We start from the raw sequence: 26,504 nt of genomic DNA, 5'->3' as shown, positions 1-26,504 counted from the left end.
CGTCTGACCCCCAGTCAGCGGGGCTTGTCCTCCCGGCCGTTGGGCCGTTCCGACGAGTGAGACTTTAGCGGATTCCTGGCTCCCGAGCTAATCGGGGGCCGGCGCCCTTTCGAACGCGGATTCCTCATTTCGCAAATACGCACGCCAAAGCAGTCGACACCGAGGCATCGAATGAGTGAGTGGTTCTTGCGGAATGGCTGTCCGGGGACCGACCGAGGTCGGCGCTCACGTCGGACAACTCGGAGAACACTACGGATCGACACGGGGTGTGTCAACTCGCCCCCCAGGGGCCACTCCGGAGGCGTACTGTGGAGGACGTGATGACGCGTACGTGCACCCAGTTCTGGTGGGCCGCCTGACGGCGGCCGACTCACGTATGCACTCAACGGCCGCCGCTTCGGCGGCCGTTCTCGTATCTCCCTCCGACTGAAGGGGGCCGGCCGCTGGAGCGGCGGTCCCGACCAGAAGGTGGAGTGGAGATGACTCGGGTCTTCAGTGGGATCCAGCCGACCGGGCACCTGACCCTGGGCAACTACCTGGGAGCCATGCGGCGCTGGGCCGAGGTGGACCAGCACCGGGCGGATTCCCTGTTCTGTGTGGTGGATCTGCACGCGCTGACCGTGGAGCACGATCCGGCGCGGGTGCGCAGGCTCAGCCGGCAGACGGCGACGCTGTTGCTGGCGGCCGGTCTCGATCCCGACGTGTGCACCGTCTTCCTGCAGAGCCATGTCGACGAGCACAGCCGGCTGTCGTACCTGCTGGAGTGCGTGGCGACCGACGGCGAGATGCGGCGGATGATCCAGTACAAGGAGAAGGCCGCGAAGGAGCGGGAACGCGGTGGCAGCGTTCGGCTGTCGCTGCTGACGTATCCGGTGCTGATGGCGGCCGACATCCTGGCGTACGGCGCGGACGAGGTTCCGGTCGGCGAGGACCAGGCGCAGCACGTGGAGCTGACCCGGGACCTGGCGGTGCGGTTCAACCAGCGTTACGGGCACACGTTCGTCGTGCCGAGGACGACGCTGCCGCAGGTGGCGGCGCGGGTGATGAACCTCCAGGACCCGACGAGGAAGATGGGGAAGTCGGAGGACTCGGGCGCGGGGGTCGTCTATCTGCTGGACGAGCCGGACACGGTCCGGAAGAAGGTGATGCGGGCGGTCACCGACAGCGGCCGGGAGGTCGCGTACGACAGGGAGGGCCGGCCAGGGGTCGCGAACCTGCTCGATGTTCTCGCCGCGTGCACGGGCGGGAACCCTGAGTCACTGGCGGACGTTTACGACTCGTACGGCTCTTTGAAGAAGGACACCGCGGAGGCGGTGGTGGAGGTGTTGCGGCCGCTCCAGGCCAGGCACCGGGAGCTGTGCGCCGATCCGGCCTATGTGGAGGGGGTGCTGCGGGATGGTGCGGAGAAGGCGCGGGCGCTGGCCCGGCCGATGGTGGATACGGCCTACAGGGCGATCGGGCTGCTGCCGCCCGTGCCGGAGCCTGCGCTGAGCGCCGCTCGTTAGCCGGCCGGGCCGCACCTGCGGTGCTCTGCGGGCGGTGGGTCGGCCACCGCCCGCGGGGTGGCGCCGTTCGGACGGTCAGTCCTTCTTGCCGGAGGCCAGTTCGCGGCTGCGGTCGCGGGCGGCTTCGAGGGCGGCGATGAGGGCGGCTCGTACGCCGTGGTTCTCCAGCTCGCGGATGGCGTTGATCGTGGTGCCCGCGGGGGAGGTCACGTTCTCCCGGAGCTTCACGGGGTGCTCGCCGCTGTCGCGGAGCATCACGGCGGCGCCGATCGCGGACTGGACGATGAGGTCGTGGGCCTTGTCGCGCGGCAGGCCGAGCAGGATGCCGGCGTCGGTCATGGCTTCGACCAGGTAGAAGAAGTACGCGGGGCCGGAGCCGGACAGCGCGGTGCAGGCGTCCTGCTGGCTCTCGGGGACCCGGAGGGTCTTGCCGACGCCACCGAAGATCTCCTCGGCGTGCGCGAGGTGCCGCTCGGTGGCGTGGCTGCCGGCGGAGATGACCGACATGGCCTCGTCGACGAGCGCGGGGGTGTTGGTCATGACACGGACGACGGGGGTGCCCGCGGCGAGGCGCTCCTCGAAGAAGGAGGTGGGGATACCGGCCGCCCCGCTGATGACCAGGCGGTCGGCGGGGATGTGCGGGGTGAGCTCGTCCAGGAGGGTGCCCATGTCCTGCGGCTTGACCGTGAGGATCAGGGTGTCGGCGGTCTTGGCGGCCTCGGTGTTGGAGACCGGGCTGACTCCGTAGCGGGTGCGGAGTTCCTCGGCGCGTTCGGGGCGGCGGGCGGTGACCAGGAGGTCGGCGGGGGCCCAGCCGGCCCGGATCATTCCGCTGAGCAGGGCTTCGCCGATCTTGCCGGTGCCGAGGACTGCGACTTTCTGGCTCATGCGGATCAGTTTCGCACCGGGGTGGGGTGTGCGGGGTGGCTGTCCGGTGGGCGGAACGGCGGCTGGGGGCGGGTCGTCGCCCGCCCGCCGGCTACGCGGTGCTCCGCCACGGCGTGGTCACTCGGTGCGTCGCCACGGCGTGGTCACTCGGTGCGCCGCCGCAGCGTCGCCGCGCCGAGACCCAGCACCAGCAGCGCGCACCCCGCCACGATCAGGACGTCGCGGACGAAGGTCGCCGTCATGTCCGTGTGGTGGAGGACCTCGTTCATGCCGTCGACGGCGTACGACATGGGCAGGGCGTCGGAGACGGCCTCCAGGACGGGGTGCATGTCGGAGCGAGGAGTGAACAGGCCGCAGAGGAGGAGCTGGGGGAAGATCACCGCCGGCATGAACTGGACCGCCTGGAATTCCGAGGCCGCGAAGGCCGAGACGAAGAGGCCGAGGGCCGTGCCGAGCAGGGCGTCGAGGAGGGCGACGAGGAGGAGCAGCCAGGGGGAGCCGGTGACGTCCAGGCCGAGGAGCCAGACGGCGAGTCCGGTGGCGAGGGCGGACTGGACGACTGCGATGGCGCCGAAGGCGAGGGCGTAGCCGGCGATGAGGTCGGCCTTGCCGAGGGGCATGGAGAGGAGGCGTTCGAGGGTTCCCGAGGTGCGTTCGCGCAGGGTGGCGATGGAGGTGACCAGGAACATCGTGATCAGCGGGAAGGCGCCGAGCAGCGAGGCGCCGATGCTGTCGAAGGTGCGGGGGCTGGCGTCGAAGACGTAGCGCAGCAGGATCAGCATCAGGCACGGGATGAGGATCATCAGCGCGATGGTGCGCGGGTCGTGGCGGAGCTGGCGCAGGACCCGGGCGGCGGTGGCGGCGGTGCGGGAGACGTTCAGGGCGCTCGCGGGTGCGGTGCCGGTGGTGCGGGCGGGGTGTGTCGTGGTGCTCATCGGGTCGTCTCCTTGGTGCGGTCCTCGGCGGTGGCCTCGTCCACGAGGCGGAGGAATGCGGCCTCGACGGTGTCGGTGCCGGTGCGGGTGCGCAGGGCCTTGGGGGTGCCGTCGGCGAGGATCCGGCCGTCGCGCATGAGGAGGAGGCGGTGGCAGCGCTCGGCCTCGTCCATGACGTGGGAGGAGACGAGGAGGGTGGCGCCCCGGGTGGCCGCGAGGTCGTGGAAGAGGTTCCACAGGTCGCGGCGGAGGACGGGGTCGAGGCCGACGGTCGGTTCGTCGAGGACGAGGAGTTCGGGGGTGCCGAGGAGGGCGACGGCGAGGGAGACGCGGCTGCGCTGGCCGCCGGAGAGGTTGCCGGCGAGGGCGTCGGCGCGGCTGGTGAGGTCGACGTCGGTGAGGGCCCGCTCGACGTCCTGGCGGCGTTCGGCGGTGGCGCGTCCGGGGTCGAGGATCGCGGCGAAGTAGTCGAGGTTCTGGCGGACGGTCAGGTCGTCGTAGACGGAAGGGGCCTGGGTGACGTAGCCGATCCGGCTGCGCAGAGTGGGGTGGCCGGCGGGGCGGCCGAGGACTTCGAGGGTGCCGGTGACCTTGGCCTGGGTGCCGACGATGGAGCGCATCAGGGTGGATTTGCCGCATCCGGAGGGGCCGAGAAGGCCGGTGATCTGGCCGCGGGGGACGGTGAACCCGAGGTGGTGGAGGACGGTGCGGGGGCCGCGGGCGACGGTGACGTTCTCGGCGTGGACGGCGTCGGGTGCCGGGGGCCGGGATGGCTCGGACACATAATTCATCATGCGATGAATAATCTGCCCCTCGGTCGGCGCCGTCAAGTGGCGGTGGTTGCTGTGCCGCGCACGAGAACGGCGGCCCGGGATGAACCGGGCCGCCGTCGGGGGAGGTGCGGGGTGGTCAGCTCTTGGTCGCGACGAGCAGGAGGACGTCGTAGGTCTCCTCGACGACGCCTTCCGGGAAGACCTTCAGCAGATGGCCGCGCTCCGCCTCCAGGAAGGCGTTCCTCCGCTCCTCGGGTGTGATCAGGAAGACCGAGTGGCTGCCGATGTTGGCGAGATGGGTGTCGAGTGGGACGCGGCGGCTCCAGCGGACCTCGCGGCGGGTGAACCGGAGGCGGCCGGTGGGGTCGGCCAGGCCCGTGCGGTCCGCGGCCTCGCGCTTCTCGGTGGCGGTGGCGAGGCCGAAGAAGCGGCTGATGCGGTCGGCGGCTTCGGCGATCCACTGGACGTCGAGCGCTTCGGTGTTCCACCACAGGGCCAGCGCGCCGCCCGGCCGCAGCACGCGCAGCGCCTCGGGCACCGAGTGCGCGGGGTCGGTCCAGTGCCACGCCTGGGCGTAGGTGACGAGGTCGGCGTGGGCGTCGGCCACGGGGAGGGCGTTGCCGTCGCCGCGCACGATCGGGCTGTGGGGCAGGGCGCGGCGGAACTCGGTGGCCATGCCCTCACCGGGTTCGACCGCGAGGACGTCGGCGCCCCGGGCCCTCAGCAGCGCGGTGGCGATTCCGGTCCCGGCGCCGACGTCCACGACTCGGGCACCGGCGAGGGGGCGGCCGGCCAGTTCCTCGACGGCGTCCAGGAGGGCGGGCGGGTAGGAGGGACGGTTCGCGGCGTACTGGGCCGCGGCGGCGTTGAAGGAGTGGGCGCGGAGGGAGGGTTGCGGCGCGGACGGCTCCGGTGAGGCCGAGGTCGTGGTCATGCCGCCATGGTGCGCGGAACGGGGCGGGGAATGACGGCGGATACGTGGACCGGGGCGACGCTTTTCGGCCAGGCGCCCGGGCTCACAGGGGCGACGTACGGCGCCGTGTGGGAACGCCGGTGCAGAGGGCGGGGCCGAGCCCGGTCCCCGTTCTCCGGGCGCCTGCTTCACCGGCGGGTGCGACTGCTTCAGCGGCTGCCGGGGGCGCTCCCTGCGGTGCCGGGCGGCCGGTTCGTCGGCGTGGTGCCGGTGCTCAGCGGCGGCGCTTCCTCTTCGACGGGTTGCCGGTGCGCTTGGCGGTGCGGCGCTCGTATTCCTCGCGTGCCTTCTCGTACTCCCCACGGTGCAGCTTCTCGCCCGGCGCCTCGGTGAGGGAGCGGAAGAAGCAGGCGAGGAGGGAGCCGACGAAGCCGATGGCGAGCAGGCCGCGCAGGGATGCCTGGCGCTGCGGGTCCTGGCGCTTGCCGAAGCCCTCCCAGGTGTTACGGAAGGCGAGCGCGCTGCAGATCGCGAACATGGCGACGATCAGCAGCATCACGAAGGAGCCGGTGTCGGCGATCCGGATGCCGTCGAAGGCGAAGCGGAGTACCAGGCAGGAGGCCGCGGCGGCGACGAGGGAGCCGACGGCCACGCCGGCACGGCGGGCCGCGTAGCCGTTGTCGTGGGCCACCCAGGACGTGCCGAAGAAGCGCAGGGGCTCGGGGCGGGGGCCGCCGACCCGGGCCGCGTCGTCGCCCTGGGCCGTTCCGCCGGTGGGGCCCGCCGAGGTGTCCGGGGTGCCGGTTTCGTCGCTCACGGGACGATTATGGCTCCGGCTCCGAGCGGGCTCCCGAGCGGGTCGGACACCCGGCCGGGCGGGCCCCCGGCCGGGGCGACGACTCCGGCCGGGGCGGACCTCCCCGGCCGAACCAGTGACGTCCGCCGCCGCCAGGCCCCGACGGAGCGGTGGCTCCCGGCATCGCCGCGTCCGTCGGATCGGCGGCTCCCGGCGGTCCGGCGGATCGGCGGCTCCCGGCAGCGCCGGATCCGGCGGACCGGCGGCTTCGGGCGAGGCCGTGTCGTGGGTCCGGATCAGCCGCAGCGGGCCGCGATGTAGCCGTCGCTGCCCGTGTGCACATAGGCGTCCGAGACGTACTCACCGTTGTCGATGAGATCCCAGATGTTCGTCGTGCCGTAGGCGCCGGCCACCGTCGTGCCGGGCGTCTGGCAGTAGATCGGCACCCGGACGCCCTCCGGCAGGATGCGGACCAGGTTGTACCCGGTGCCCGGGCCGCTGCGGACGTTCAGCCGGACGCCGGGGGCGACGGCGTAGGTGCGTACGGCTGCTGCCGCCGCCTGCGTCGTCGCGCCGTCGCCGCCGTCGGCGCCGTTGTCGATGGCCTCGGCCTCTTGTGCACGGTCAACGGACATGATCGTGGTCCTCCCCCGTCGTTTCCTGGAACTCGGCGAGCGCGGCGCGCAACGTGCGCACGACTCGCCCGCAGACGCTAGCAAGCCGCCTCTGTCTCGCACGAGTCATCGACTAGGCTCCGTGCGTCGCGCGCGCGGACGAACAGCACGGGGGTGGTCCATGGCGCCACAGCGCAACACTGGAGCGGGCGCGGAAGCGGAACTTCCCGAGTACGCCGGTCACTACCGGTTGGAGTCCTGTCTGGGATCCGGTGGCATGGGGGTCGTACACCTCGCCCGGAGCACCTCGGGGATGAAGCTCGCGGTGAAGGTCGTACACGCCGAGTTCGCCCGCGATCCCGAGTTCAGGGGCCGTTTCCGGCAGGAGGTGGCCGCCGCCCGCAGGGTCAGCGGGGCCTTCACGGCGCCCGTCGTGGACGCCGATCCGGAGGCCGAACGGCCCTGGATGGCCACGCTGTTCATTCCCGGTCCGACCCTCTCCGAGCAGGTGAAGCGGAAGGGGCCCATGGCGCCCGAGCAGCTGCGCCGGCTGATGGCCGGGCTGGCCGAGGCGCTGCGCGACATCCACCGGGTCGGTGTGGTGCACCGCGATCTGAAGCCCAGCAACGTGCTGCTCGCCGAGGACGGTCCGAAGGTGATCGACTTCGGTATCTCCCGGCCGAAGGACAGCGAACTGCGCACGGAGACGGGCAAGTTGATCGGCACACCGCCGTTCATGGCGCCGGAGCAGTTCCGGCGGCCCCGCGAGGTGGGTCCGGCGGCCGACATCTTCGCGCTCGGCTCGGTCATGGTGCACGCGGCCACCGGGCGCGGCCCGTTCGACTCCGACAGCCCGTACGTGGTCGCCTACCAGGTGGTCCACGACGAACCCGATCTGGGCGGTGTGCCGGAGGGTCTCGCGCCGTTGGTGCGGCGGTGCCTCGCCAAGGAGCCCGCGGACCGGCCCACGCCGGACGAGCTGATGCGGGAACTGCGCTCGGTGGCGGCGTCGTACGACACCCAGGCGTTCATACCGGCGCAGCGCAGGAGCGAGGACGGGCCCGCGCCGGCGGTCCCCGGCCGTGCCGCGCCGACCGGGCGGGCCTCCGGGCTGCGGTCCGTGCGGCGCCTGCTGCGCAGACGGGCGGTGCTGGGGGCCGGAGCCCTCGGGCTGGCGCTGACCGGCGCCCTCGCCTCGGCCGCGCTGAGCGGGGTGTCGGGGCTGTCCGGGTTGCTCGGCGGGGACGGGCACGCGCCGGAGAAGGAGGGCGCGCCGGCGCTGACGGCGGCTTCGGGCAGCTGGACGGCCCGGCCGGCGGTCGGCGGCTCGGGCATGCCGCAATGCGCGTCCGGTGCCGGGAAGTTGTTCTGTGCGCGGCCGGGTGTCGTCTTCGCGCTCTCTGCGTCCGACGGCGGGCTGCTGTGGCGGCGCTCGGTCGACACGCGGTCGGCGAGCGGGCCCCCGGTCGTCTCCGGCGGAGTGGTGCAGCCGTACACGGACGGCGGCTCCCGGCTCGCGGGCCTCGACCCGGCCACGGGCAAGGACGTGTGGCGGCGCCGGCTGCCCGCGGGAACGACCGTGCGGTACGCCGGGAGTACGGCTCTGCTCACCGGCGCCGACGGCACGGTCACCGGCGTGGACGGCGCGACCGGCGCCACCCGGTGGCGGCGGGCCGTCCCCGGCCAGGGCGTGCCGTCGTTGGTGACGTTCCCGGGTGCGGCGGAAAAGACCGCGTACGCGACGCGTACGTCGGCCGACGGGGCGAGCACCCAGGTGAGCGCGGTGGATACGCGGACCGGCCGGGTGCGGTGGGACGTCCGGCTGCGGGGCTGGCTCAAGCCGTTCGCGGCCCGGGGCGACGGTTCGGTGTTCTTCCTGGCCGTCGACAGCGGCTACGGCGCGAAGGAGGTCGTCCGCTACACCCCCGGGTCCGGTGCCGCCCGGCGTGTCGCGCTGCCCGCCGTACTGGACGGGGCGCACGCCACCGTGCGGGGGGACGTCGTCTACGTCCTGGCCACCGGTGGCTCCCTGGACGCCGTGGACATGGCGTCGGGCAAGCGCCTGTGGCACCTGGAGACGTCGGTGAGCCGCAGTTCGCTGCCGGTGGCGCGGGGCGAGCGGGTGTACTTCACGGCGAGCGACGGCCGGCTGCTCGCCGTCGACGCCCGCAGGGGGCGGCTCGTCGGGCAGACGCCGGTGCGGCTGGGCGCCGGCTCGGCCCGGGTCATGAGCACTCCGCCCGCCCCGGTGCCCCTCGGCGACCGGGTCTGCGCCACCGCGCCCGACGGCACGGTCTTCGCCGTGGACGGGCGCTCGCCGGGGACCTGGTGACCCGGGGCGGGAGAACGCGAAGGGGCCGCCTCCACCGGGAGGCGGCCCCTGTCACGACCGGTCAGCCCAGCCGGGACACGTCACGGACCGCGCCCTTGTCGGCGCTCGTCGCCATCGCCGCGTAGGCGCGGAGGGCGGCGGAGACCTTGCGTTCGCGGTTCTTCGGGGCGTAGACGCCGTTCAGGGCCTGCTCGCGGCGGGCCAGCTCGGCCTCGTCGACCAGCAGCTCGATCGAGCGGCCCGGGATGTCGATGCGGATGCGGTCGCCGTCCTGGACCAGGGCGATCGTGCCGCCGGAGGCCGCCTCGGGGGAGGCGTGGCCGATGGACAGGCCCGAGGTGCCGCCGGAGAAGCGGCCGTCGGTGATCAGGGCGCAGGTCTTGCCGAGGCCGCGGCCCTTCAGGTACGAGGTCGGGTACAGCATCTCCTGCATGCCGGGGCCGCCCTTGGGGCCCTCGTAGCGGATGACGACGACGTCGCCGTCCTTGACCTCCTGGGTGAGGATGCGCTGGACGGCCTCCTCCTGGGACTCGCAGACGACCGCCGGGCCCTCGAAGGTCCAGATCGACTCGTCCACGCCGGCCGTCTTGACCACGCAGCCGTCGACGGCGAGGTTGCCCCTCAGGACCGCCAGGCCGCCGTCCTTGGAGTAGGCGTGCTCGGCGGAGCGGATGCAGCCGTTCTCGGCGTCGTCGTCGAGGGACTCCCAGCGCTCGGACTGGGAGAAGGCCTCGGCGGAGCGGACGCAGCCGGGCGCCGCGTGCCACAGCTCCACGGCCTCCGCGGACGGGGAGCCGCCGCGGACGTCCCAGGTCTTCATCCAGTCCGAGAGGGAGGGGCTGTGGACCGCGTGGACGTCCTCGTTGAGCAGGCCGGCGCGGTGCAGTTCGCCGAGGAGGGCCGGGATGCCGCCGGCGCGGTGCACGTCCTCCATGTAGTACGTGCGGTTCTTGGCGACGTTCGGCGCCACCTTCGCCAGGCAGGGCACGCGGCGCGAGACGGCGTCGATCTCGTCCAGGCCGAACGGGACGCCGGCCTCCTGGGCGGCGGCCAGCAGGTGCAGGATGGTGTTGGTGGAGCCGCCCATCGCGATGTCCAGGGCCATGGCGTTCTCGAAGGCCTGGAAGGTGGCGATGTTGAGGGGCAGGACCGTGTCGTCGTCCTGCTCGTAGTAGCGGCGGGTGAGGTCCATGACCGTGCGGGCCGCGTTCTCGTACAGGGCGCGGCGCGCGGTGTGGGTGGCGAGGACCGAGCCGTTGCCGGGCAGGGAGAGGCCGATGGCCTCGGTCAGGCAGTTCATCGAGTTGGCGGTGAACATGCCGGAACAGCTGCCGCAGGTGGGGCAGGCGTTCTCCTCGATGCGGAGGATGTCCTCGTCGGAGATCTTGTCGTTGACGGCGTCGGAGATCGCGTCGACCAGGTCGAGCGTGCGGACCGTGCCGTCGACCAGGGTGGCGCGGCCGGACTCCATGGGGCCGCCGGAGACGAACACCGTCGGGATGTTCAGGCGCAGGGCCGCCATCAGCATGCCCGGGGTGATCTTGTCGCAGTTGGAGATGCAGACGAGGGCGTCGGCGCAGTGGGCCTCGACCATGTACTCGACCGAGTCCGCGATCAGGTCGCGGGAGGGCAGGGAGTACAGCATGCCGCCGTGACCCATGGCGATGCCGTCGTCGACCGCGATGGTGTTGAACTCGCGCGGGATGCCGCCGGCCTCCTTGATCGCCTCGCTGACGATCCGGCCGACCGGCTGGAGGTGGGTGTGGCCCGGCACGAACTCGGTGAAGGAGTTCGCGACGGCGATGATCGGCTTCCGGCCGATGTCCGCACCCGGTACACCGGAGGCACGCATAAGGGCGCGGGCGCCCGCCATGTTGCGGCCGTGGGTGACTGTGCGGGACCTCAGCTCGGGCATCGTCGCTCGCTCCTTCTCAGACCTAATGCCAGGAAGTTCTGACTGTACGGTCGAGCGTACGCCGGTGCTCCAAGGGCTGGACACAGTTGTCCGGAATGCGGGATGCGCGTTTCACGAATCGGCGCTGTCAGGGCTGCGGGATGCGCGTTTCATCCGAATCGGCGTCGCTGTCAGGGCTGCGTCAGATGGATCTGCACCACCGGCGCCACCCGCGCGATGATCTGCTCCAGGTCCGCCGAGGCCAGCGGCTCCAGCTTGATCACGTAGCGCATCAGCGCCGTGCCCACGATCTGCGCGGCGGCCAGCTCGGCGCGCAGCTCCGCGTCCGGCAGGTCCAGCTGGGCGGCGACGCGGCGCAGCAGCTGCGTGGCGACGAGCCGGCGGAAGACGGCGGCGGCGGTCTCGTTGTTGACGGCGGACCGGAAGATCGCGAGGAGGGGCGCACGGGTCGTGGGGTTGTCCCAGACCCCGAAGACGAAGCGGGTCAGCCGCTCCCCGACCTCCGCCACCGGCCCGTCGGCCACCGCGACCGGCGCGTGCAGGGCGGGGGCGAAGGCGATCTCGATGGCCGCCTCGAAGACCTGCTCCTTGGTGCCGAAGTAGTGGTGGACGAGCGCGGAGTCCACGCCGGCCGCCTTGGCGATGCCGCGTACGGACGTCTTCTCGTACCCGCGCGCGGAGAACTCCTCGCGGGCGGCGGTGAGGATGCGGTCGCGGGTGTCGGCGGACTCGGTGCGCGGCGGGCGGCCGCGGCGGCGGGGGGTGGTCTCGCTCATCGCCGGGGCACCCGCACCGCCGAGGCCAGGTGCTTGCGGGTGAACGCCAGGGCCTCGGCGAGGTCGGCCTCGCGCTCGGCGCCGGACATCGCCCGCCGGGTGTTGACCTCGATCACGACATGGCCGTCGAAGCCCGTGTGCACCAGGTGCTCGAGCAGCTCGGCGCAGGGCTGGGTGCCGCGGCCGGGCACCAGGTGCTCGTCCTTGGCCGAGCCCCGCCCGTCGGCGAGGTGGACGTGCCCGAGCCGGTCCCCCATGCGGCCGACCATGTCCAGGGCTTCGGCACGGGCCGTCGCCGTGTGGCTGAGATCGATCGTGAAGTGCCGGTAGTCGTCGTTGGTGACGTCCCAGTCGGGCGCGTAGGCGAGCATCTCGCGGTCGCGGTAGCGCCACGGGTACATGTTCTCGACGGCGAACCGCACGTCGGTCTCGTTCGCCATCCGCCAGATCCCGTCGACGAAGTCCCGGGCGTACTGCCGCTGCCAGCGGAACGGCGGGTGCACGACGACGGTGGAGGCCCCCAGCTTCTCCGCCGCCGACCGGGCCCGCTGGAGCTTCACCCAGGGGTCGGTGGACCAGACCCGCTGGGTGATCAGCAGGCAGGGGGCGTGGACGGCCAGGACGGGGATGCCGTGGTAGTCCGACAGGCGGCGCAGCGCCTCGATGTCCTGGCTGACCGGGTCGGTCCACACCATGACCTCGACGCCGTCGTAACCGAGGCGCGCGGCGATCTCGAAGGCCGTCGCCGTCGACTCCGGGTAGACGGAGGCGGTCGACAGCGCGATGCGCACGTCCGTTGGTTCAGCCACGTCCGTCACCTTACGGCGTGGGGTGGCCCGGGTGTTGGGTGCCTCTTCGCCGTTGTGACTTTCGCCATTTACGTGGGTGCGGGTGCGTGGCCGCTCCTCGCGCCCCCACGACGGAGCCGCATGCCGCTACCTCCGCGCCCTCCCTTTCGGGGCGCTAGTCGGAACCCATGTGGTCGAGGCGGCGCAGGATCACGCCTTCCCTCAGGGCCCACGGACATATCTCCAGGCTCTCCACGCCGAACAGGTCCATCGCGCCCTCGGCCACCAGGGCGCCGGCGAGGAGCTGGTTGGCCCTGCCCTCGGAGACTCCGGGGAGTTCGGCGCGCTGGTCCGCGGTCATGCCCGCCAGGCGGGGGACCCACGCCTCCAGGGACTCGCGCTTGAGTTCCCGCTGGACGTAGAGGCCCTCGGTGCTGCGGGCGGCGCCGGCGATGCGGGCGAGCTGCTTGAAGGTCTTGGAGGTGGCGACCACGTGATCGGGGGCACCGAAGCGGCTGAATTCACCGACCGTGCGGGCGATCTCCGCACGGGCGTGCCGGCGCAGGGCGCGGACGTCCTCCGGGGCGGGCGGGTCGCCGGGCAGCCAGCCGGCGGTGAGGCGGCCGGCGCCGAGCGGCAGGGAGACGGCGGCGTCCGGCTCCTCGTCTATACCGAAGGCGATCTCCAGGGAGCCGCCGCCGATGTCCAGGACCAGCAGCTTTCCGGCGGACCAGCCGAACCAGCGGCGCACGGCGAGGAAGGTGAGCCGGGCCTCCTCGGCGCCGGTGAGGACCTGGAGCCGTACGCCGGTCTCGTCGGCCACGCGCGCGAGGACGTCGTCGGCGTTGGTGGCCTCGCGGACGGCGGAGGTCGCGAACGGCAGCAGGTCCTCGACGCCCTTGTCCTCGGCGGCCTGGAGCGCGTCCCGCACGACCTCGACCAGCTTCTCGATGCCGTCGTCGCCGATGGCACCGCTGTCGTCGAGGAGTTGGGCGAGCCGAAGTTCGGCCTTGTGTGAATGCGCGGGCAGCGGGCGCGCGCCGGGGTGAGCGTCCACCACCAGCAGATGCACCGTGTTCGAACCCACGTCCAGGACACCGAGTCTCATATGCGGAACGCTACTGCCAGATCGTCCGTCCTCGGTCCCCGGAGCGGTCCTCGGCCGCTTACTCTGGACGAGTGCCAAAGACGAACAAGGCAAAGGTCGACAAGGCGGGCAAAGGTCGTAAGGCCGCCAAAACCTCCAAGGGGGCGAAGATGGGCGACGAGAAGGGGCTCGACTTCGCCCGCGCCTGGGTGGAGTTTCCGGATCCGGCGGACGACGAGCAGGTCTTCCGCTGCGATCTGACATGGCTGACCTCTCGCTGGAACTGCATCTTCGGCAGTGGCTGCCAGGGCATTCAGGCGGGCCGCGCGGACGACGGGTGCTGCACGCTGGGGGCCCACTTCTCCGACGAGGACGACGAGAAGCGGGTCGCCGGGCACGTGGCCCGGCTCACGCCGGACATCTGGCAGCACCACGCCGAGGGCACACGGGACGGGTGGGTCTCCGAGGACGAGGAGGGTTCCCGGCAGACGCGGCCGTTCCAGGGGTCGTGCATCTTCCAGAACCGGCCCGGGTTCGCGGGCGGCGCGGGCTGCTCGCTGCACATCCTGGCGCTGAAGGAGGGGCGGGAGCCGCTGGAGACCAAGCCGGACGTGTGCTGGCAGCTGCCGATCCGGCGGACGTACGACTGGATCGACCGGCCGGACGACACGCGGGTCCTCCAGGTCTCCATCGGCGAGTACGACCGCCGGGGCTGGGGTCCGGGCGGCCACGACCTGCACTGGTGGTGCACCTCGGCGACGTCGGCACACGGCGCCGGTGACCCGGTGTACGTCTCCTACCGGGCCGAGCTGACGGAACTGATGGGCAAGGCCGCCTACGACCGCCTGGCCACCCTGTGCGACCAGCGCCTCTCATCCCCCCTCCCCCCACTCTCCCCCCACCCAGCCGACCCACCCCCCCACCCCAGCGAGTGATCGGCAGAGGCGTTCCACCATGCAGGTCGGGCGCACCCGCCTGACCTGCATCGAAGGCGCGGTGCCGGACCGGGCCGTGGAACTTTCCTGCCGATCTGCCTATGCGCCGGGGGCGGCCCTAGGCCTCGGAGGGGGTGGGTGTGGCGGTTTCGGTCGGTGTGGGGGTCGGGGTAGGGGGGGTGGTGGGTGAGGGGGGGGTGGTTGGGGTGGGGGGTGGGTCGGTGGGGGGTGGTGACTGGCTGGCGGGCGGCTCGGTGGGGGGTGTGCTGGGCGGGGCCGGGGTGGTCGGGCCGGCGGACGGCGGCGGGGTGGTCGGGCGGCTCGGTGCCGTGCCGTAGCCGTCGATGGAGACCACCGCGCCCGCCGGGGCCACCGCCACCCGTGCCCGCCAGTGGCCGGACGGCTCGCGCAGATGGTCGACGTACACCTTGATCGTCAATGTCCGGCCGGGGGCGAGGGTCCCCGAGGACTGGCTGAAGTAGAGCCAGGCGGCCGGCGTCGACACCGACCAGCGGACCTCGGCCGTGCCGGAGGACGTGAGGGTGATCAGGGTCGTGTCGCCGTCGTTGGCCGCGCTGACGGTCAGCTGTCCCGCGCCCCTCTCGCCCGCTCCGTCGACGCTGACGACCTCCACGGACACGTCCGCCTTGCCGTCCCTGCCGATGCGCGGGCCCGGCCTCACGCTGGCGTTGCCCGCGTTCTCGTAGCCGCCCGCCGTGTCGCTGCCGAGCGCGTCGGGGCCCTGCGCCTCGCGCGCGGTCGCCGAGGGGCCGTCGCCCTCCCCGGCCGGCCCGCCACGGTAGGCGGCCCAGAGGGCGAGGACGGGTGCCGCGACGACCGTGGCGACGACCGTCGTCGTGACGGCACGCGCGCGCAGGCGGTCACGGCGGGCCGCGCGGTCCTTGGGGTCCATCGGGAAACCGCGCCGGTCGAAGCGGGGCACGGCGGCGCCCCGCCCGCGCGGCTGGTGCGCGAGGGCCATGTGCAGGGCCGCCCGCGGCGCCTCCAGGACGGGCAGCTCGGCGGGGGTGACGGTGGCGCCGGGCCAGTGGCCCGAGACGGCGCGCTCGGCGATGCGCCGGCAGCGCGGACAGTCGTCGACGTGCCGGACCAGCTCGCGGCGCAGGGCGGTGCTGAGCACCAGCTGACTGTCGCCGGTGAGGTGCGCCACGCTCGGGCAGCCGCCCGTCTGGACGACGGCGAGGGCCGCGCGGGTGCGCTCGACCTCGCAGGCGGCGGAGGCGAGCAGCTCGCGCGCGGCCGCGGGCTCCATGCCGAGGACGGCGGCGACCTCCTGGGCGGCCAGGTGGTGACGGACCGCCAGTTCCAGGGCCTCGCGCTGCTCGGGGGTGGTGCCGGCCGCCTCGGGCCAGGCCAGCAGGGCGAGTTCGCGGCGGCGCTGCGCCTGGACGTCCGGGGCGTGCGGCGGGTCCGGCACCGTCCTTGCGGCGCCGGTGCCTCCGGCGGGGCCGGCGCCGTGGTCCTTGCCGGGTCCCGCACCGGCGCCCGCCCCGGGCCCCGTCCCCTGGGCGGCCCCTTTTCCGGACCCGGTGCCGGTGCCTCGCGCGGACCCGTTGCCGGCGCCCCGTCCGGTTCCGGTACGGCCCGCCGCGTGGGTGGCCTGACGTTTCTGCTTGGCCTCGGCCAGCTTGCGCAGGCACGCCCAGCGGGCCAGTGCGTACAGCCAGGCCCGGCGGTCGCCGGTGGCCTCGGGCACCCGCTGGCCGCGTCGCTCGGCCAGCGCCAGGACGTCGCCGAGGGCGGCGGTGGCCGCGTCGTGGTCGCACAGCACCGACATGCAGTAGGTGAACAGGCCGTCCAGGTACGGCTCGTAACGCGCCGGCGTGCGCTGGGCGAGGGTACGGGCGGCGGCGCGGTCGCGCGCCTCTCGCGCCTCGTGTCGGGCGTCCCGCGGCTCGCGGCGTGCCCGGTGCGCGCCGGACGTGCGGGTGGTCGTCTCCGGACTGCTGCTCATCACCCGTGCGACCGTAGGCGCCGACGAAGTGCCCCTTCTGGAACCTTGAGCACTTTTAATCCGTACGGGTGAAACGATCCCTCATAAGGGGACAGGAACCCTTTATTCCGCGGCTGGATCCCGGTGGATGGCGGCCGAGAACGGATCACTCGTTCGCGCCTCCCGGTCCTGCGGTACGCGCCTTCCGGTCCTTCCGACCCGGTCCCCGGCCCCGTTGTCAGTGCCGCGGGCTACGGTTTCCGCATGGCTGCCCGTACCAAGACCACCAAGGACCGACCGTCCTACCGCTGCACCGAGTGCGGCTGGCAGACGGCCAAGTGGCTCGGCCGCTGCCCCGAGTGCCAGGCGTGGGGCACGGTCGAGGAGTACGGCGCGCCCGCGGTCCGTACGACGGCACCGGGCCGTGTGACCACCTCCGCGCTGCCCATCGGCCAGGTCGACGGCCGGCAGGCCACCGCCCGCACGACCGGCGTGCCCGAGCTGGACCGGGTGCTCGGCGGCGGCCTCGTGCCGGGCGCTGTCGTCCTGCTCGCGGGCGAGCCGGGCGTCGGCAAGTCCACCCTGCTGCTGGACGTCGCCGCCAAGTCGGCCAGCGCCGAGCACCGCACCCTCTATGTGACCGGTGAGGAGTCCGCGAGCCAGGTGCGGCTGCGTGCCGACCGCATCGGCGCCCTCGACGACCACCTGTACCTGGCCGCCGAGACCGATCTGGCCGCCGTCCTCGGGCACCTGGACGAGGTCAAGCCGTCCCTGCTGATCCTCGACTCGGTGCAGACGGTCGCCTCCCCCGAGATCGAGGGCGCGCCCGGCGGCATGGCCCAGGTCCGGGAGGTGGCCGGTGCCCTGATCCGCGCCTCCAAGGAACGCGGCATGTCCACGCTGCTCGTGGGCCACGTCACGAAGGACGGCGCCATCGCCGGCCCCCGCCTGCTGGAACACCTGGTGGACGTCGTCCTGCACTTCGAGGGCGACCGGCACGCGCGCCTGCGCCTGGTCCGGGGCGTGAAGAACCGGTACGGGGCGACGGACGAGGTCGGCTGCTTCGAGCTGCACGACGAGGGCATCACGGGCCTCGCCGATCCCAGCGGCCTGTTCCTGACCCGCCGTGCCGAGCCGGTGCCGGGCACCTGCCTGACCGTCACCCTGGAGGGCCGCCGCCCGCTGGTGGCCGAGGTGCAGGCACTGACCGTCGACTCCCAGATCCCCTCCCCGCGGCGGACGACGTCGGGCCTGGAGACCTCGCGGGTGTCGATGATGCTGGCGGTCCTGGAGCAGCGCGGCCGGATCAGCGCGCTCGGCAAGCGGGACATCTACTCGGCGACGGTCGGCGGTGTGAAGCTGTCGGAGCCTGCCGCCGATCTCGCCGTCGCGCTCGCGCTGGCCTCGGCCGCCAGCGACACCCCGCTGCCGAAGAACCTGGTGGCGATCGGCGAGGTGGGGCTCGCGGGCGAGGTCAGACGGGTCACCGGGGTGCAGCGCAGGCTCGCCGAGGCGCACCGGCTGGGCTTCACGCACGCGCTCGTGCCGACCGACCCGGGGAAGGTGCCGCCCGGCATGAAGGTCCTGGAAGTCGCCGACATGGGGGACGCGCTCCGGGTCCTGCCGCGCTCCCGTCGCCGAGAGGCCCCACGGGAGGCCGAAGAGCGCCGGTAGACTTTGCCCAGGTCTCGCCCGTCCGTACGAACAGAGTGCGGGAACGGGAGCGCGTCAGAACCTGCGACCGGAGGAGTGCAGTGGCAGCCAACGACCGGGCAGCAGCTCCCGGAAAGTCCGGTGCGGGTGCCGGTTCCGATCGCCTGATGCGCGCCTCGCTGAGCGCCGTGGCACCCGGTACGGCGCTGCGCGACGGCCTGGAGCGGGTCTTGCGCGGCAACACCGGCGGGCTCATCGTCCTCGGCTCCGACAAGACGGTCGAGGTGATGTGCACCGGCGGCTTCGTGCTGGATGTCGAGTTCACCGCGACCCGGCTGCGGGAGCTGTGCAAGCTGGACGGCGGCATCGTGCTGTCGTCGGACCTGTCGAAGATCCTGCGCGCGGGTGTCCAGCTGGTCCCGGACCCGACCATCCCCACGGAGGAGACGGGCACCCGGCACCGCACGGCGGACCGGGTGAGCAAGCAGGTCGGCTTCCCGGTCGTCTCGGTCTCCCAGTCGATGCGGCTGATCGCCCTGTACGTGGACGGTCAGCGCCGTGTCCTGGAGGACTCGGCGGCGATCCTCTCCCGCGCGAACCAGGCGCTGGCGACCCTGGAGCGGTACAAGCTGCGGCTGGACGAGGTCGCGGGCACGCTGTCGGCGCTGGAGATCGAGGACCTGGTGACGGTCCGGGACGTGTCGGCGGTCGCGCAGCGGCTGGAGATGGTCCGCCGGATCGCCACCGAGATCGCCGAGTACGTGGTCGAGCTGGGTACGGACGGCCGCCTTCTCGCCCTCCAGCTGGAGGAGTTGATCGCCGGGGTCGAGCCCGACCGCGAGCTGGTCGTCCGGGACTACGTGCCCGAGCCGACGGCGAAGCGCTCGCGCACGGTCGACGAGGCGCTGTCCGAGCTGGACGCGCTGACGCACGCGGAGCTGCTCGAGATGGGCACGGTGGCGCGGGCGCTGGGCTACACCGGTTCTCCCGAGACGCTGGACTCCGCGGTGTCGCCGCGCGGCTTCCGGCTGCTGGCCAAGGTTCCGCGTCTTCCGGGTGCCATCATCGACCGGCTGGTGGAGCACTTCGGGGGCCTGCAGAAGCTGCTCGCCGCGAGCGTCGACGACCTGCAGACCGTCGACGGCGTGGGCGAGGCCCGGGCGCGGAGCGTGCGGGAAGGGCTGTCCCGTCTGGCCGAGTCGTCCATCCTGGAGCGGTACGTCTGATTCGGCGCCGGGCGCCCGACCGTCCGGGCGCGCACGGCCTGCCGCGGCTGCGGTCCGTGCCGGCTTGTCGCGCAGTTCCCCGTGCCCCCTTCGGGGCACGATCCCGGCAGCGGCTAGTCCGCCGACAGCACGAACGAGGCCTGGGCCTTCGTGAAGCCCGGCGCCTTGGCCTCCAGCAGGTACGTGCCCGCCTTCGCCGACCCCCCGGAGGGCGTCGCGCACTGGGGCGCGCTCGGCTTGCGGTCCCACTTCACGGTGTACGTGATGGTCTCGCCCGCGGGCACCCGGAACACGAGGTTCCCCGCCCCCTCGGGACAGTCGTCGGACGACCAGTAGGCGTCGTCACCGTCCGCCGGCGTGATCGTCAACACCGCGTTCCTCGGCCCGAGATCGACCTTGCAGTCGGCCGACGAGCCGTTCTTCGCGGTGAGTTCGAAGGTCGGCACCTCATCCGGCGAGTAGGAGTTGTGCACGCTGCGCAGCCCCAACGTCACCGCTCCGGAGGCACAGTCGGGGAGGGAGGAGGACGCGGGGAGCGCGTCACCCGCAACCACCGCGCCGCCCCCGGCGGCCGCGCCCGAACCGCCGGCGGACCCGGCGGACCCGGAAGAGCCGGTGGAGCCGTCGGTCGCACCCTCCGAGCCGCTGTCCCCGCCGGAGCCGGAACCGCTGCCACCGGTGTCCGTTCCGCCCGACTCGTCCCGGCCGCCCGGGTGTTGGCTGATCGCGGAGCCGGACGGGGTCGGCCCCGGCGTGATGGTGTGCGTGGGATTTTTGCCGTTGGATCCGTCGGCGCTCTTCTTGCCGCCCCCGCCGCCGGCGGTGACGATCCACGTGATCACCAGCGCCAACAGGGCGAACACGGACAGCAGTACGACCCTCCGACGCCAGTAGATGGTGGAGGGAAGCGGCCCGACCGGATTGCGCAGAGATCCCACGGCGCAAACTGTACGAGAGATCGGCGCGCTGGCTTGCGCCACCCGCCGCGCCGGCGCCAACTTTTCCGGATCATCATTCCGGCAACTGCCGCGGGAGGGACGGTTCTTCACGTTTCGCCACGCACAGTGACCGCGCCGTCACCCTTTATGCCCGCCAACCCGTGGCAGGATCGGAAGGCCATGACTGAGAAGCTCCACGCCCCCGTGATCGCCTGGTTCGACGCCCACGCTCGCGACCTCCCCTGGCGCCGCCCGGATGCGGGCCCGTGGGGGGTGATGGTCAGCGAGTTCATGCTCCAGCAGACCCCGGTGAGCCGGGTACTGCCCGTCTACGAGGAGTGGCTGGCCCGCTGGCCGCGCCCAGCCGACCTCGCGAAGGAGGCGCCGGGCGAGGCGGTGCGCGCCTGGGGCCGGCTCGGCTACCCGCGCCGCGCCCTGCGCCTGCACGGCGCCGCGGTCGCCATAACGGAACGGCACGGCGGGGACGTGCCGACGGATCACGGGCAGCTGCTGGCACTTCCCGGCATCGGCGAGTACACGGCCGCCGCCGTGGCCTCGTTCGCCTACGGGCAGCGGCACGCGGTGCTGGACACCAATGTCCGCCGGGTCTTCGCGCGGGCGGTGGCGGGGGTGCAGTACCCGCCGAACGCGACGACGGCCGCCGAGCGGCGCCTGGCGCGGGAGCTGCTGCCAAAGGACGAGGGAACGGCCGCGCGGTGGGCCGCCGCCTCGATGGAACTGGGCGCGCTGGTGTGCACGGCGAAGAACGAGGGGTGCCAGCGCTGCCCGATCGCCGCGCAGTGCGCCTGGCGGCTCGCGGGCAAGCCGGAGCACGCGGGGCCGCCGCGGCGCGGGCAGACGTACGCCGGTACGGACCGGCAGGTGCGCGGCAAGCTGCTGGCCGTACTGCGGGAGGCGCACACGCCGGTCCCGCAGGCGGCGCTGGACCGGGTGTGGCACGAGCCGGTGCAGCGGGCCCGTGCGCTCGACGGGCTGGTCGCGGACGGTCTGGTGGAGCCGCTGCCCGGTGGTCTGTATCGGCTGCCGCTGGGCTGACGCACAGCCAGGTCACAGTCTCCGGGCGTCCGTTACGAAAGAACCGATGGGGCAAATCACCCCACACTAGGACAGAAACCCTCTGCGCGTTACCCAGTTCCCGCCTCTGTTACACAACCGACGGATAGCCGATTGCCAGCCGCAGGCTGGTACGCACAGCCCCGTGACAACCACTCCGTAGCTTCTTCTCCGTGCCCGGCGGACCACCGGACACGGGACGGCAGGACTTCGGGCACGAGCCGGAAGCACAACGGGGAACGGAGGCGGTTGATCATGGCGCAGGGCGAGGTGCTCGAATTCGAGGAGTACGTCCGCACCCGGCAGGACGCGCTGCTGCGCAGCGCACGCCGGCTGGTCCCGGACCCGGTCGACGCCCAGGACCTGCTGCAGACCGCGCTGGTACGGACGTACGGCCGCTGGGAGGGCATCGCCGACAAGCGGCTCGCCGACGCCTATCTGCGCCGAGTCATGATCAACACCCGGACCGAGTGGTGGCGTGCGCGCAAGCTGGAAGAGGTGCCGACCGAGCAGCTGCCGGACGCCTCCGTGGAGGACTCCACGGAGCAGCACGCCGACCGGGCTCTGCTGATGGACGTCATGAAGGTGCTCGCACCGAAGCAGCGCAGTGTCGTGGTGCTGCGACACTGGGAGCAGATGTCCACTGAGGAGACGGCCGCGGCCCTCGGCATGTCGGCCGGTACGGTCAAGAGCACGCTGCACCGGGCGCTCGCCCGGCTCCGTGAGGAGCTGGAGGCCCGCGATCTGGACGCACGCGCGCTGGAGCGTGAGGAGCGGGAGCGTTGCGCGGCCTGACCGGGGCCGGGCCCGACCGGGTCCGAGGCAGTACACAGGCGGTGATCGCGGTGGGGGCCGCGCTCGCCGCCCTCGCCCTTTTCGTCGCCGCGTGCGGCAGCGGGGGCACGGGCGCGCGGGACGAGGGCCCGGCGCACGGTTCGGCGGTGGCGGGATCCGTCACCTCCCCCTCTCCCTCCCCCAGCCCCTCCCAGCGGTACCGCCGCGTGGACGCCGTGGAACTGCTCAAGAACGACCCACAGGTGTCGGAGGCGGTGAAACGGGAGCTGAAGCCGTGCGACGGCGACAAGTACCAGGTCGACGTCTCCTACGGCGACCTGACCGAAGCCACGGTCGACGACGTCGTCGTCAACGTGATGACCTGCGCCGACTGGGTCGGTATCGCCTCGTACGTGTACCAGGACCAGAACGGCAGGTTCACGAACGTCTTCAAGAGCGAGGACTCCCCGGTCTACGCGGAGATCGACAAGGGCACCCTGTCGGTCTTCCGCCAGTACTACGAGGAGGACGACCCGATCTCCAACCCCTCGGGGGACATCGTGACCCCCTACACCTGGAAGAGCGGGCGGTTCGTCGCGGGGAAGCCCACCCGCAACGAGTACAGCAACGCCACCGGCGGGGGCACGCAGCCCACGTCGGACAACTGACCCCCCACACCCACGAGGACTGAGAGCACCGGGATGGCAGACCAGACCCACGTCCTGTTCGTCGAGGACGACGACGTCATCCGCGAGGCCACCCAGCTCGCCCTGGAGCGGGACGGCTTCGCGGTCACGGCGATGCCCGACGGCCTGTCGGGCCTGGAGGCGTTCCGGGCCGACCGTCCCGACATCGCGCTGCTGGACGTCATGGTGCCGGGCCTGGACGGGGTCAGCCTGTGCCGCCGGATCCGGGACGAGTCGACCGTGCCGGTGATCATGCTGTCGGCCCGGGCCGACTCCATCGACGTCGTCCTCGGCCTGGAGGCGGGCGCCGACGACTACGTGACCAAGCCGTTCGACGGTGCCGTGCTGGTGGCCCGGATCCGCGCGGTGCTGCGCCGTTTCGGGCACGCCGGCGGGGCCGCGCAGGCCACGGAGGAGAGCCCGTCCGCGGTCGCCGGCACGCTGACCTTCGGGGAACTGGAGATCGACACGGACGGCATGGAGGTGCGCCGGGCCGGACAGCCGGTGGCGCTCACCCCGACCGAGATGCGGCTGCTGCTGGAGTTCTCCTCCGCGCCGGGCTCCGTGCTCTCCCGCGACAAGCTCCTGGAGCGCGTGTGGGACTACGGCTGGGGCGGGGACACCCGGGTCGTGGACGTGCATGTGCAGCGGCTGCGGCAGAAGATCGGCCAGGACCGGATCGAGACGGTCCGCGGCTTCGGTTACAAGCTGAAGGCCTGAGCGGAGCGGCGGCATGCGGGGGATTCTTCGGTATCCGGTCCGGCGCGTGGAGCGCGCGGGCCTGCGCACCGGGCTCAGATGGAAGCTCAGCGCGGCGATCGCGCTGGTGGCCGGTCTGGTGGCGGTCGTACTGAGCCTGGTCGTGCACAACGCGGCCCGCGTCTCGATGCTGGACAACGCGCGGGAACTCGCCAACGACCGGCTCCTGCTGGCCCAGCGCAACTACGAACTGAACCGGGGGCCGGTCTTCCCGTACGTGAAGGTCGACGACCCGAACCTGCCGGGCCCGCTGCGCGAGAGCGTCGAGCGGGGCCGCCGGGTCAGCGACGTCTCGCAGCACGGCCGCCAGCCGGACATCTGGGCTGCCGTACCGGTGAAGGACGGGCACGTGCTGTCCGTGCACATCCACCTGCCGGACCGCAGCGCCGACATGCTGAAGGACCTGGACCAGGCCCTGGTCATCGGCTCGGTCGCGGTGGTGCTCGGCGGCAGCGCGCTGGGCGTCCTGATCGGCGGCCAGCTGTCCCGCCGGCTGCGCAAGGCGGCGGCCGCCGCGAACCAGGTCGCCAAGGGCGAGCCCGACGTCCGGGTGCGGGAGGCCATCGGCGGGGTCGTACGGGACGAGACCGACGATCTCGCGCGGGCGGTGGACGCCATGGCGGACGCGCTTCAGCAGCGCCTGGAGGCCGAGCGGCGGGTCACCGCCGACATCGCGCACGAACTGCGCACCCCCGTGACGGGCCTGCTGACGGCCGCCGAACTGCTGCCGCCCGGCCGTCCCACGGAGCTGGTCCTGGACCGGGCGAAGGCGATGCGCACGCTGGTCGAGGACGTCCTGGAGGTGGCCCGGCTGGACAGCGCCTCGGAGCGGGCGGAGCTCCAGGACATCATGCTCGGCGAGTTCGTCGCGCGCCGGGTGGCGGCCAAGGATCCCGAGATCGCCGTACGGGTGGTGCACGAGTCGGAGGTCACCACCGACCCGCGGCGGCTGGAGCGGGTGCTGTTCAACCTGCTGGCCAACGCCGCCCGGCACGGCCGGCCGCCGATCGAGGTGACCGTGGAGGGCCGGGTCATCCGGGTCCGCGACCACGGTCCCGGCTTCCCGGAGGAGTTGCTCGCCGAGGGGCCGAGCCGGTTCCGCACCGGCAGCAAGGACCGGGCCGGGAAGGGCCATGGGCTGGGGCTGACGATCGCGGCCGGCCAGGCGCGCGTGCTCGGCGCCCGGCTGACGTTCCGCAACGTGCGGCCCGCCGGAGCGCCGCCCCACATCCCCGCGGAGGGCGCGGTGGCCGTCCTGTGGCTCCCGGAGCACGCCCCGACCAACACCGGCAGCTACCCGATGCTGCCGGCGTCCGGAGGCAAGTAGCGGACCGACCCGGTCTCGAGAAGGGCCTCAGCCGGAGCCGGCCGGGTCCGGCGAAGGGTTTCAGCCCGGCAGCGCCGCTCCACGCACACCATCTCGCCGTACGTCAGCGCCCGCCCCACGGCGACCTTGGTGCCCGACCAGCCCACCATTGGCTCGTCTTCTACGCGCCGCCCGGCTCCGTGGCGGTCAGCGGGCCCTCCGCGCGCGACGGGTCGGCCCGGAGAGAGTGCAGCCCGGCCGAGGGGCGGCCCCGAGAAGGGTTTCAGCCCAGCAGGGAGTCGGCGAACCGGATCGCCGTGTCCGCGTCCAGCGGGGCGTGTCCGAGCAGGAAGCGGTACCAGAAGAGGCCGTAGAACTGGTCGACCAGCAGCTCGGGGTCCCGGTCGGCGGGCAGTTCGCCGCGCTGCCGGCCCCGTTCGAGGATCTCGTGCACGGCGGCCCGCCGGGACTCGGTGAACTTCCGCATCAGCTCCGCCAGATGCGGGTCCCGGGCCGCCTCGCGGACGAGGGTGCGCAGGGCTGGGGCGGTCGGCGGGTACTGGGCGGCCTCGAAGGTGGCGACCGCCAGCGCGCGCAGATCGCCGCGCAGGGTGCCGGTGTCCGGCGCGGGCACCTCCTGCGCGGCCCGGTCGGTGAGCGCCTCCAGCAGTACGGCGCCCTTGGAGGGCCACCAGCGGTAGAGGGTCTGTTTGCCGACGCCGGCCGCGCGGGCGATGGTCTCCACACTCACCGGGGCGCCGTCGGCGTCGGCGAGCAGGTCCAGCGCGGCATCCAGAATCGCCTGGCGCGCGGCCTCGTTGCGGCGGCGGCCGGTGTGCTGGCGGTGTCCCTTGGTGTCCACGCCCTCTTCCCCTGTGCTCACGGCCCCATCTTCTCCCGGCCCGGCCCTTCCCTCTCCCCGCCCGGCGCTTCCGTCTCCCGGCCCGGGGGCTTCCCTCTCCCCGCCCGGCGCTTCCCGAACCCCCTTGACGAGACTATCGGTCTCGGCAACACATTTGACGAGACCGGCGTTCTCGACAATGGGTCGGGGCCCGGTGACCTCTCGGGAGAAGCCACACCATGAGCACTCCGCACACCTCCACCACCCCCCTCGCCGGACAGCGCGTCGTCGTGATGGGCGGCAGCTCCGGCATCGGCGAGGCGGCTGCCACGCTCTTCGCCGCCGACGGCGCCGACGTGGTCATCACCGGCCGCGCGCAGGACCGGCTGGACGCGGCGGCGGGCCGGATCGGCGGCAAGGTGTCGACGTCCCGGCTGGACGCGGCGGACCGCGCCGCGGTGGACGCGTTCTTCGCCGGCTCCGGCCCCGTCGACCACCTGGTCCTCGCCCTCAGCGGCAACAAGGGCAGCGGCCCCTTCGCCGAGCTGGACCTGGACGAGCTGGCGGCCGGCTTCGACGGCAAGTTCTGGCCGCACGTGCGCGTCCTCCAGGCGGCCCTGCCCCGGCTGCGCCGCGACGGCTCGGCGACCCTGGTGACCGCCGCCTCCGCCCGGGCCGCCCTGCCCGGCACCGCGGGCCTCGCCGCGATCAACGGCGCCCTGGAGGCGATGGTCCCGCCGCTCGCGGTGGAGCTGGCCCCGCTCCGGGTCAACGCCGTCTCCCCGGGCGTCGTCGACACGCCCTGGTGGCACTCCGTACCCGCCGAGCAGCGCCGGTCCCTCTTCGACGGCCTGGCCGCCGTCACACCGGTGGGCCGGGTGGGCCGCCCCGATGACATCGCCCGCGCCATCCACATGCTCGCCGCGAACGAGTTCATGACGGGCGTCGTCCTGGAGGCGACGGGCGGCGCGAACCTGGCGACGGGCCGCTAGGACCGGCCCTCCCCGGGCCGCCCCGGCCCCATGTCACCTCGCCC

24 protein-coding genes are annotated in these 26,504 nt (G+C 72.9%); 11 read left to right on the top strand and 13 right to left on the bottom strand.

Translation table 11 applies throughout. From position 1 onward, the window contains the following. The first annotated feature begins 479 nt into the window (after nt 1–479). The gene (trpS, locus tag JK361_RS21425; protein WP_201820729.1) at nt 480–1,505 is read left to right on the top strand and encodes a tryptophan--tRNA ligase; all 1,026 of its coding nucleotides are present in this window, start codon (nt 480–482) and stop codon (nt 1,503–1,505) included. A gap of 75 nt (nt 1,506–1,580) precedes the next feature. On the opposite strand, the gene proC is transcribed toward trpS, so the two are convergent. From proC to JK361_RS21395, 6 genes are all read right to left on the bottom strand, one after another. Next, a complete protein-coding gene (gene proC / locus JK361_RS21420; RefSeq protein ID WP_201820727.1) occupies nt 1,581–2,393 on the bottom strand; it encodes a pyrroline-5-carboxylate reductase in 813 nt (270 codons plus the stop codon). Between the two features lie 143 nt (nt 2,394–2,536). After that, on the bottom strand, nt 2,537–3,328 hold the full coding sequence (locus tag JK361_RS21415) for an ABC transporter permease (RefSeq protein ID WP_201820725.1): 792 nt from the start codon (nt 3,326–3,328) through the stop codon (nt 2,537–2,539). Beyond that, nucleotides 3,325–4,122: an ABC transporter ATP-binding protein gene (locus JK361_RS21410; RefSeq protein ID WP_201820724.1), complete on the bottom strand. Its 798-nt coding sequence runs from the start codon at nt 4,120–4,122 to the stop codon at nt 3,325–3,327. Before JK361_RS21410 ends, JK361_RS21415 begins: the two co-directional genes overlap by 4 nt. Nucleotides 4,123–4,237: 115 nt before the next feature. Continuing rightward, the gene (locus JK361_RS21405; protein ID WP_201820723.1) at nt 4,238–5,035 is read right to left on the bottom strand and encodes a class I SAM-dependent methyltransferase; all 798 of its coding nucleotides are present in this window, start codon (nt 5,033–5,035) and stop codon (nt 4,238–4,240) included. Nucleotides 5,036–5,288: 253 nt separating this feature from the next. Continuing rightward, nucleotides 5,289–5,831, bottom strand: a complete 543-nt coding sequence (locus JK361_RS21400; RefSeq protein WP_201820722.1) for an EamA/RhaT family transporter — start codon at nt 5,829–5,831, stop codon at nt 5,289–5,291. Nucleotides 5,832–6,106: 275 nt separating this feature from the next. Continuing rightward, nucleotides 6,107–6,445 (bottom strand): SH3 domain-containing protein, encoded by a 339-nt coding sequence (locus JK361_RS21395; protein WP_201820721.1) that lies wholly within the window; start codon nt 6,443–6,445, stop codon nt 6,107–6,109. A 160-nt stretch (nt 6,446–6,605) separates the two neighbouring features. Here JK361_RS21395 and JK361_RS21390 point away from each other — a divergent pair, with 160 nt between their 5' ends. Then, on the top strand, nt 6,606–8,756 hold the full coding sequence (locus tag JK361_RS21390; protein WP_201820719.1) for a serine/threonine-protein kinase: 2,151 nt from the start codon (nt 6,606–6,608) through the stop codon (nt 8,754–8,756). A gap of 61 nt (nt 8,757–8,817) precedes the next feature. Here JK361_RS21390 and ilvD read toward each other — a convergent pair whose 3' ends face one another. From ilvD to JK361_RS21370, 4 genes are all read right to left on the bottom strand, one after another. Further along, nucleotides 8,818–10,671, bottom strand: coding sequence for a dihydroxy-acid dehydratase (gene ilvD, locus JK361_RS21385; protein WP_201820717.1), 1,854 nt, complete (start codon nt 10,669–10,671; stop codon nt 8,818–8,820). Between the two features lie 170 nt (nt 10,672–10,841). After that, nucleotides 10,842–11,447 carry a TetR/AcrR family transcriptional regulator gene (locus JK361_RS21380; RefSeq protein WP_201820716.1) on the bottom strand — a complete coding sequence of 202 codons (606 nt, stop codon included), beginning with the start codon at nt 11,445–11,447 and terminating at the stop codon, nt 10,842–10,844. Then, complete coding sequence (locus JK361_RS21375) at nt 11,444–12,265, bottom strand: sugar phosphate isomerase/epimerase family protein (protein ID WP_372448726.1); 822 nt, start codon at nt 12,263–12,265, stop codon at nt 11,444–11,446. The genes JK361_RS21380 and JK361_RS21375 overlap by 4 nt, the downstream gene beginning before the upstream one ends. A gap of 145 nt (nt 12,266–12,410) precedes the next feature. Then, on the bottom strand, nt 12,411–13,343 hold the full coding sequence (locus JK361_RS21370) for a Ppx/GppA family phosphatase (RefSeq protein ID WP_201820712.1): 933 nt from the start codon (nt 13,341–13,343) through the stop codon (nt 12,411–12,413). Nucleotides 13,344–13,414: 71 nt separating this feature from the next. Here JK361_RS21370 and JK361_RS21365 point away from each other — a divergent pair, with 71 nt between their 5' ends. Then, a complete protein-coding gene (locus JK361_RS21365) occupies nt 13,415–14,257 on the top strand; it encodes a DUF3109 family protein (RefSeq protein WP_201820710.1) in 843 nt (280 codons plus the stop codon). Nucleotides 14,258–14,375: 118 nt separating this feature from the next. Here JK361_RS21365 and JK361_RS21360 read toward each other — a convergent pair whose 3' ends face one another. Further along, a complete protein-coding gene (locus JK361_RS21360; protein WP_307787294.1) occupies nt 14,376–16,235 on the bottom strand; it encodes a BACON domain-containing protein in 1,860 nt (619 codons plus the stop codon). Nucleotides 16,236–16,475: 240 nt separating this feature from the next. On the opposite strand from JK361_RS21360, the gene radA reads away from it, so the two are divergent. Both radA and disA read left to right on the top strand, forming a co-directional pair. Next, nucleotides 16,476–17,885, top strand: coding sequence for a DNA repair protein RadA (gene radA / locus JK361_RS21355; RefSeq protein WP_201820706.1), 1,410 nt, complete (start codon nt 16,476–16,478; stop codon nt 17,883–17,885). Nucleotides 17,886–17,965: 80 nt separating this feature from the next. After that, complete coding sequence (disA, locus tag JK361_RS21350) at nt 17,966–19,090, top strand: DNA integrity scanning diadenylate cyclase DisA (protein WP_201820704.1); 1,125 nt, start codon at nt 17,966–17,968, stop codon at nt 19,088–19,090. Between the two features lie 113 nt (nt 19,091–19,203). On the opposite strand, the gene JK361_RS21345 is transcribed toward disA, so the two are convergent. Further along, the gene (locus JK361_RS21345) at nt 19,204–20,028 is read right to left on the bottom strand and encodes a hypothetical protein (protein WP_201820702.1); all 825 of its coding nucleotides are present in this window, start codon (nt 20,026–20,028) and stop codon (nt 19,204–19,206) included. Between the two features lie 180 nt (nt 20,029–20,208). Between JK361_RS21345 and JK361_RS21340 the strand changes: the two genes are divergently transcribed. From JK361_RS21340 to cseC, 5 genes are all read left to right on the top strand, one after another. Continuing rightward, nucleotides 20,209–21,084, top strand: coding sequence for an HhH-GPD family protein (locus tag JK361_RS21340; RefSeq protein ID WP_201820700.1), 876 nt, complete (start codon nt 20,209–20,211; stop codon nt 21,082–21,084). 273 nt (nt 21,085–21,357) lie between these two features. Continuing rightward, nucleotides 21,358–21,897, top strand: coding sequence for a SigE family RNA polymerase sigma factor (locus JK361_RS21335; RefSeq protein ID WP_055703482.1), 540 nt, complete (start codon nt 21,358–21,360; stop codon nt 21,895–21,897). Beyond that, entirely contained in the window at nt 21,885–22,544 is a 660-nt protein-coding gene (locus JK361_RS21330) for a hypothetical protein (RefSeq protein ID WP_236053292.1), read from the top strand. Before JK361_RS21335 ends, JK361_RS21330 begins: the two co-directional genes overlap by 13 nt. Nucleotides 22,545–22,577: 33 nt before the next feature. After that, the gene (gene cseB / locus JK361_RS21325) at nt 22,578–23,282 is read left to right on the top strand and encodes a two-component system response regulator CseB (RefSeq protein ID WP_201820698.1); all 705 of its coding nucleotides are present in this window, start codon (nt 22,578–22,580) and stop codon (nt 23,280–23,282) included. A 13-nt stretch (nt 23,283–23,295) separates the two neighbouring features. Further along, nucleotides 23,296–24,648 carry a two-component system sensor histidine kinase CseC gene (gene cseC, locus JK361_RS21320; protein ID WP_201820696.1) on the top strand — a complete coding sequence of 451 codons (1,353 nt, stop codon included), beginning with the start codon at nt 23,296–23,298 and terminating at the stop codon, nt 24,646–24,648. Nucleotides 24,649–24,910: 262 nt separating this feature from the next. Here cseC and JK361_RS21315 read toward each other — a convergent pair whose 3' ends face one another. Continuing rightward, nucleotides 24,911–25,510, bottom strand: coding sequence for a TetR/AcrR family transcriptional regulator (locus JK361_RS21315; RefSeq protein ID WP_307787293.1), 600 nt, complete (start codon nt 25,508–25,510; stop codon nt 24,911–24,913). Between the two features lie 197 nt (nt 25,511–25,707). On the opposite strand from JK361_RS21315, the gene JK361_RS21310 reads away from it, so the two are divergent. After that, nucleotides 25,708–26,460: an SDR family oxidoreductase gene (locus JK361_RS21310; protein WP_201820695.1), complete on the top strand. Its 753-nt coding sequence runs from the start codon at nt 25,708–25,710 to the stop codon at nt 26,458–26,460. Nucleotides 26,461–26,504 lie beyond the last annotated feature (44 nt).

It is taken from the genome of Streptomyces musisoli (genome assembly GCF_016741855.1).
Taxonomy (GTDB): domain Bacteria; phylum Actinomycetota; class Actinomycetes; order Streptomycetales; family Streptomycetaceae; genus Streptomyces; species Streptomyces musisoli.
This window is presented reverse-complemented; position numbering and strand designations above follow the sequence as displayed.

Coding starts and splice junctions, on each gene's coding strand:
- trpS (WP_201820729.1), top strand. CDS start 480: ATGACTCGGGTCTTCAGTGGGATCCAGCCGACCGGGCACCTGACCCTG.
- proC (WP_201820727.1), bottom strand. CDS start 2,393: ATGAGCCAGAAAGTCGCAGTCCTCGGCACCGGCAAGATCGGCGAAGCC.
- JK361_RS21415 (WP_201820725.1), bottom strand. CDS start 3,328: ATGAGCACCACGACACACCCCGCCCGCACCACCGGCACCGCACCCGCG.
- JK361_RS21410 (WP_201820724.1), bottom strand. CDS start 4,122: ATGATGAATTATGTGTCCGAGCCATCCCGGCCCCCGGCACCCGACGCC.
- JK361_RS21405 (WP_201820723.1), bottom strand. CDS start 5,035: ATGACCACGACCTCGGCCTCACCGGAGCCGTCCGCGCCGCAACCCTCC.
- JK361_RS21395 (WP_201820721.1), bottom strand. CDS start 6,445: ATGTCCGTTGACCGTGCACAAGAGGCCGAGGCCATCGACAACGGCGCC.
- JK361_RS21390 (WP_201820719.1), top strand. CDS start 6,606: ATGGCGCCACAGCGCAACACTGGAGCGGGCGCGGAAGCGGAACTTCCC.
- ilvD (WP_201820717.1), bottom strand. CDS start 10,671: ATGCCCGAGCTGAGGTCCCGCACAGTCACCCACGGCCGCAACATGGCG.
- JK361_RS21380 (WP_201820716.1), bottom strand. CDS start 11,447: ATGAGCGAGACCACCCCCCGCCGCCGCGGCCGCCCGCCGCGCACCGAG.
- JK361_RS21370 (WP_201820712.1), bottom strand. CDS start 13,343: ATGAGACTCGGTGTCCTGGACGTGGGTTCGAACACGGTGCATCTGCTG.
- radA (WP_201820706.1), top strand. CDS start 16,476: ATGGCTGCCCGTACCAAGACCACCAAGGACCGACCGTCCTACCGCTGC.
- JK361_RS21340 (WP_201820700.1), top strand. CDS start 20,209: ATGACTGAGAAGCTCCACGCCCCCGTGATCGCCTGGTTCGACGCCCAC.
- JK361_RS21335 (WP_055703482.1), top strand. CDS start 21,358: ATGGCGCAGGGCGAGGTGCTCGAATTCGAGGAGTACGTCCGCACCCGG.
- cseB (WP_201820698.1), top strand. CDS start 22,578: ATGGCAGACCAGACCCACGTCCTGTTCGTCGAGGACGACGACGTCATC.
- cseC (WP_201820696.1), top strand. CDS start 23,296: ATGCGGGGGATTCTTCGGTATCCGGTCCGGCGCGTGGAGCGCGCGGGC.
- JK361_RS21310 (WP_201820695.1), top strand. CDS start 25,708: ATGAGCACTCCGCACACCTCCACCACCCCCCTCGCCGGACAGCGCGTC.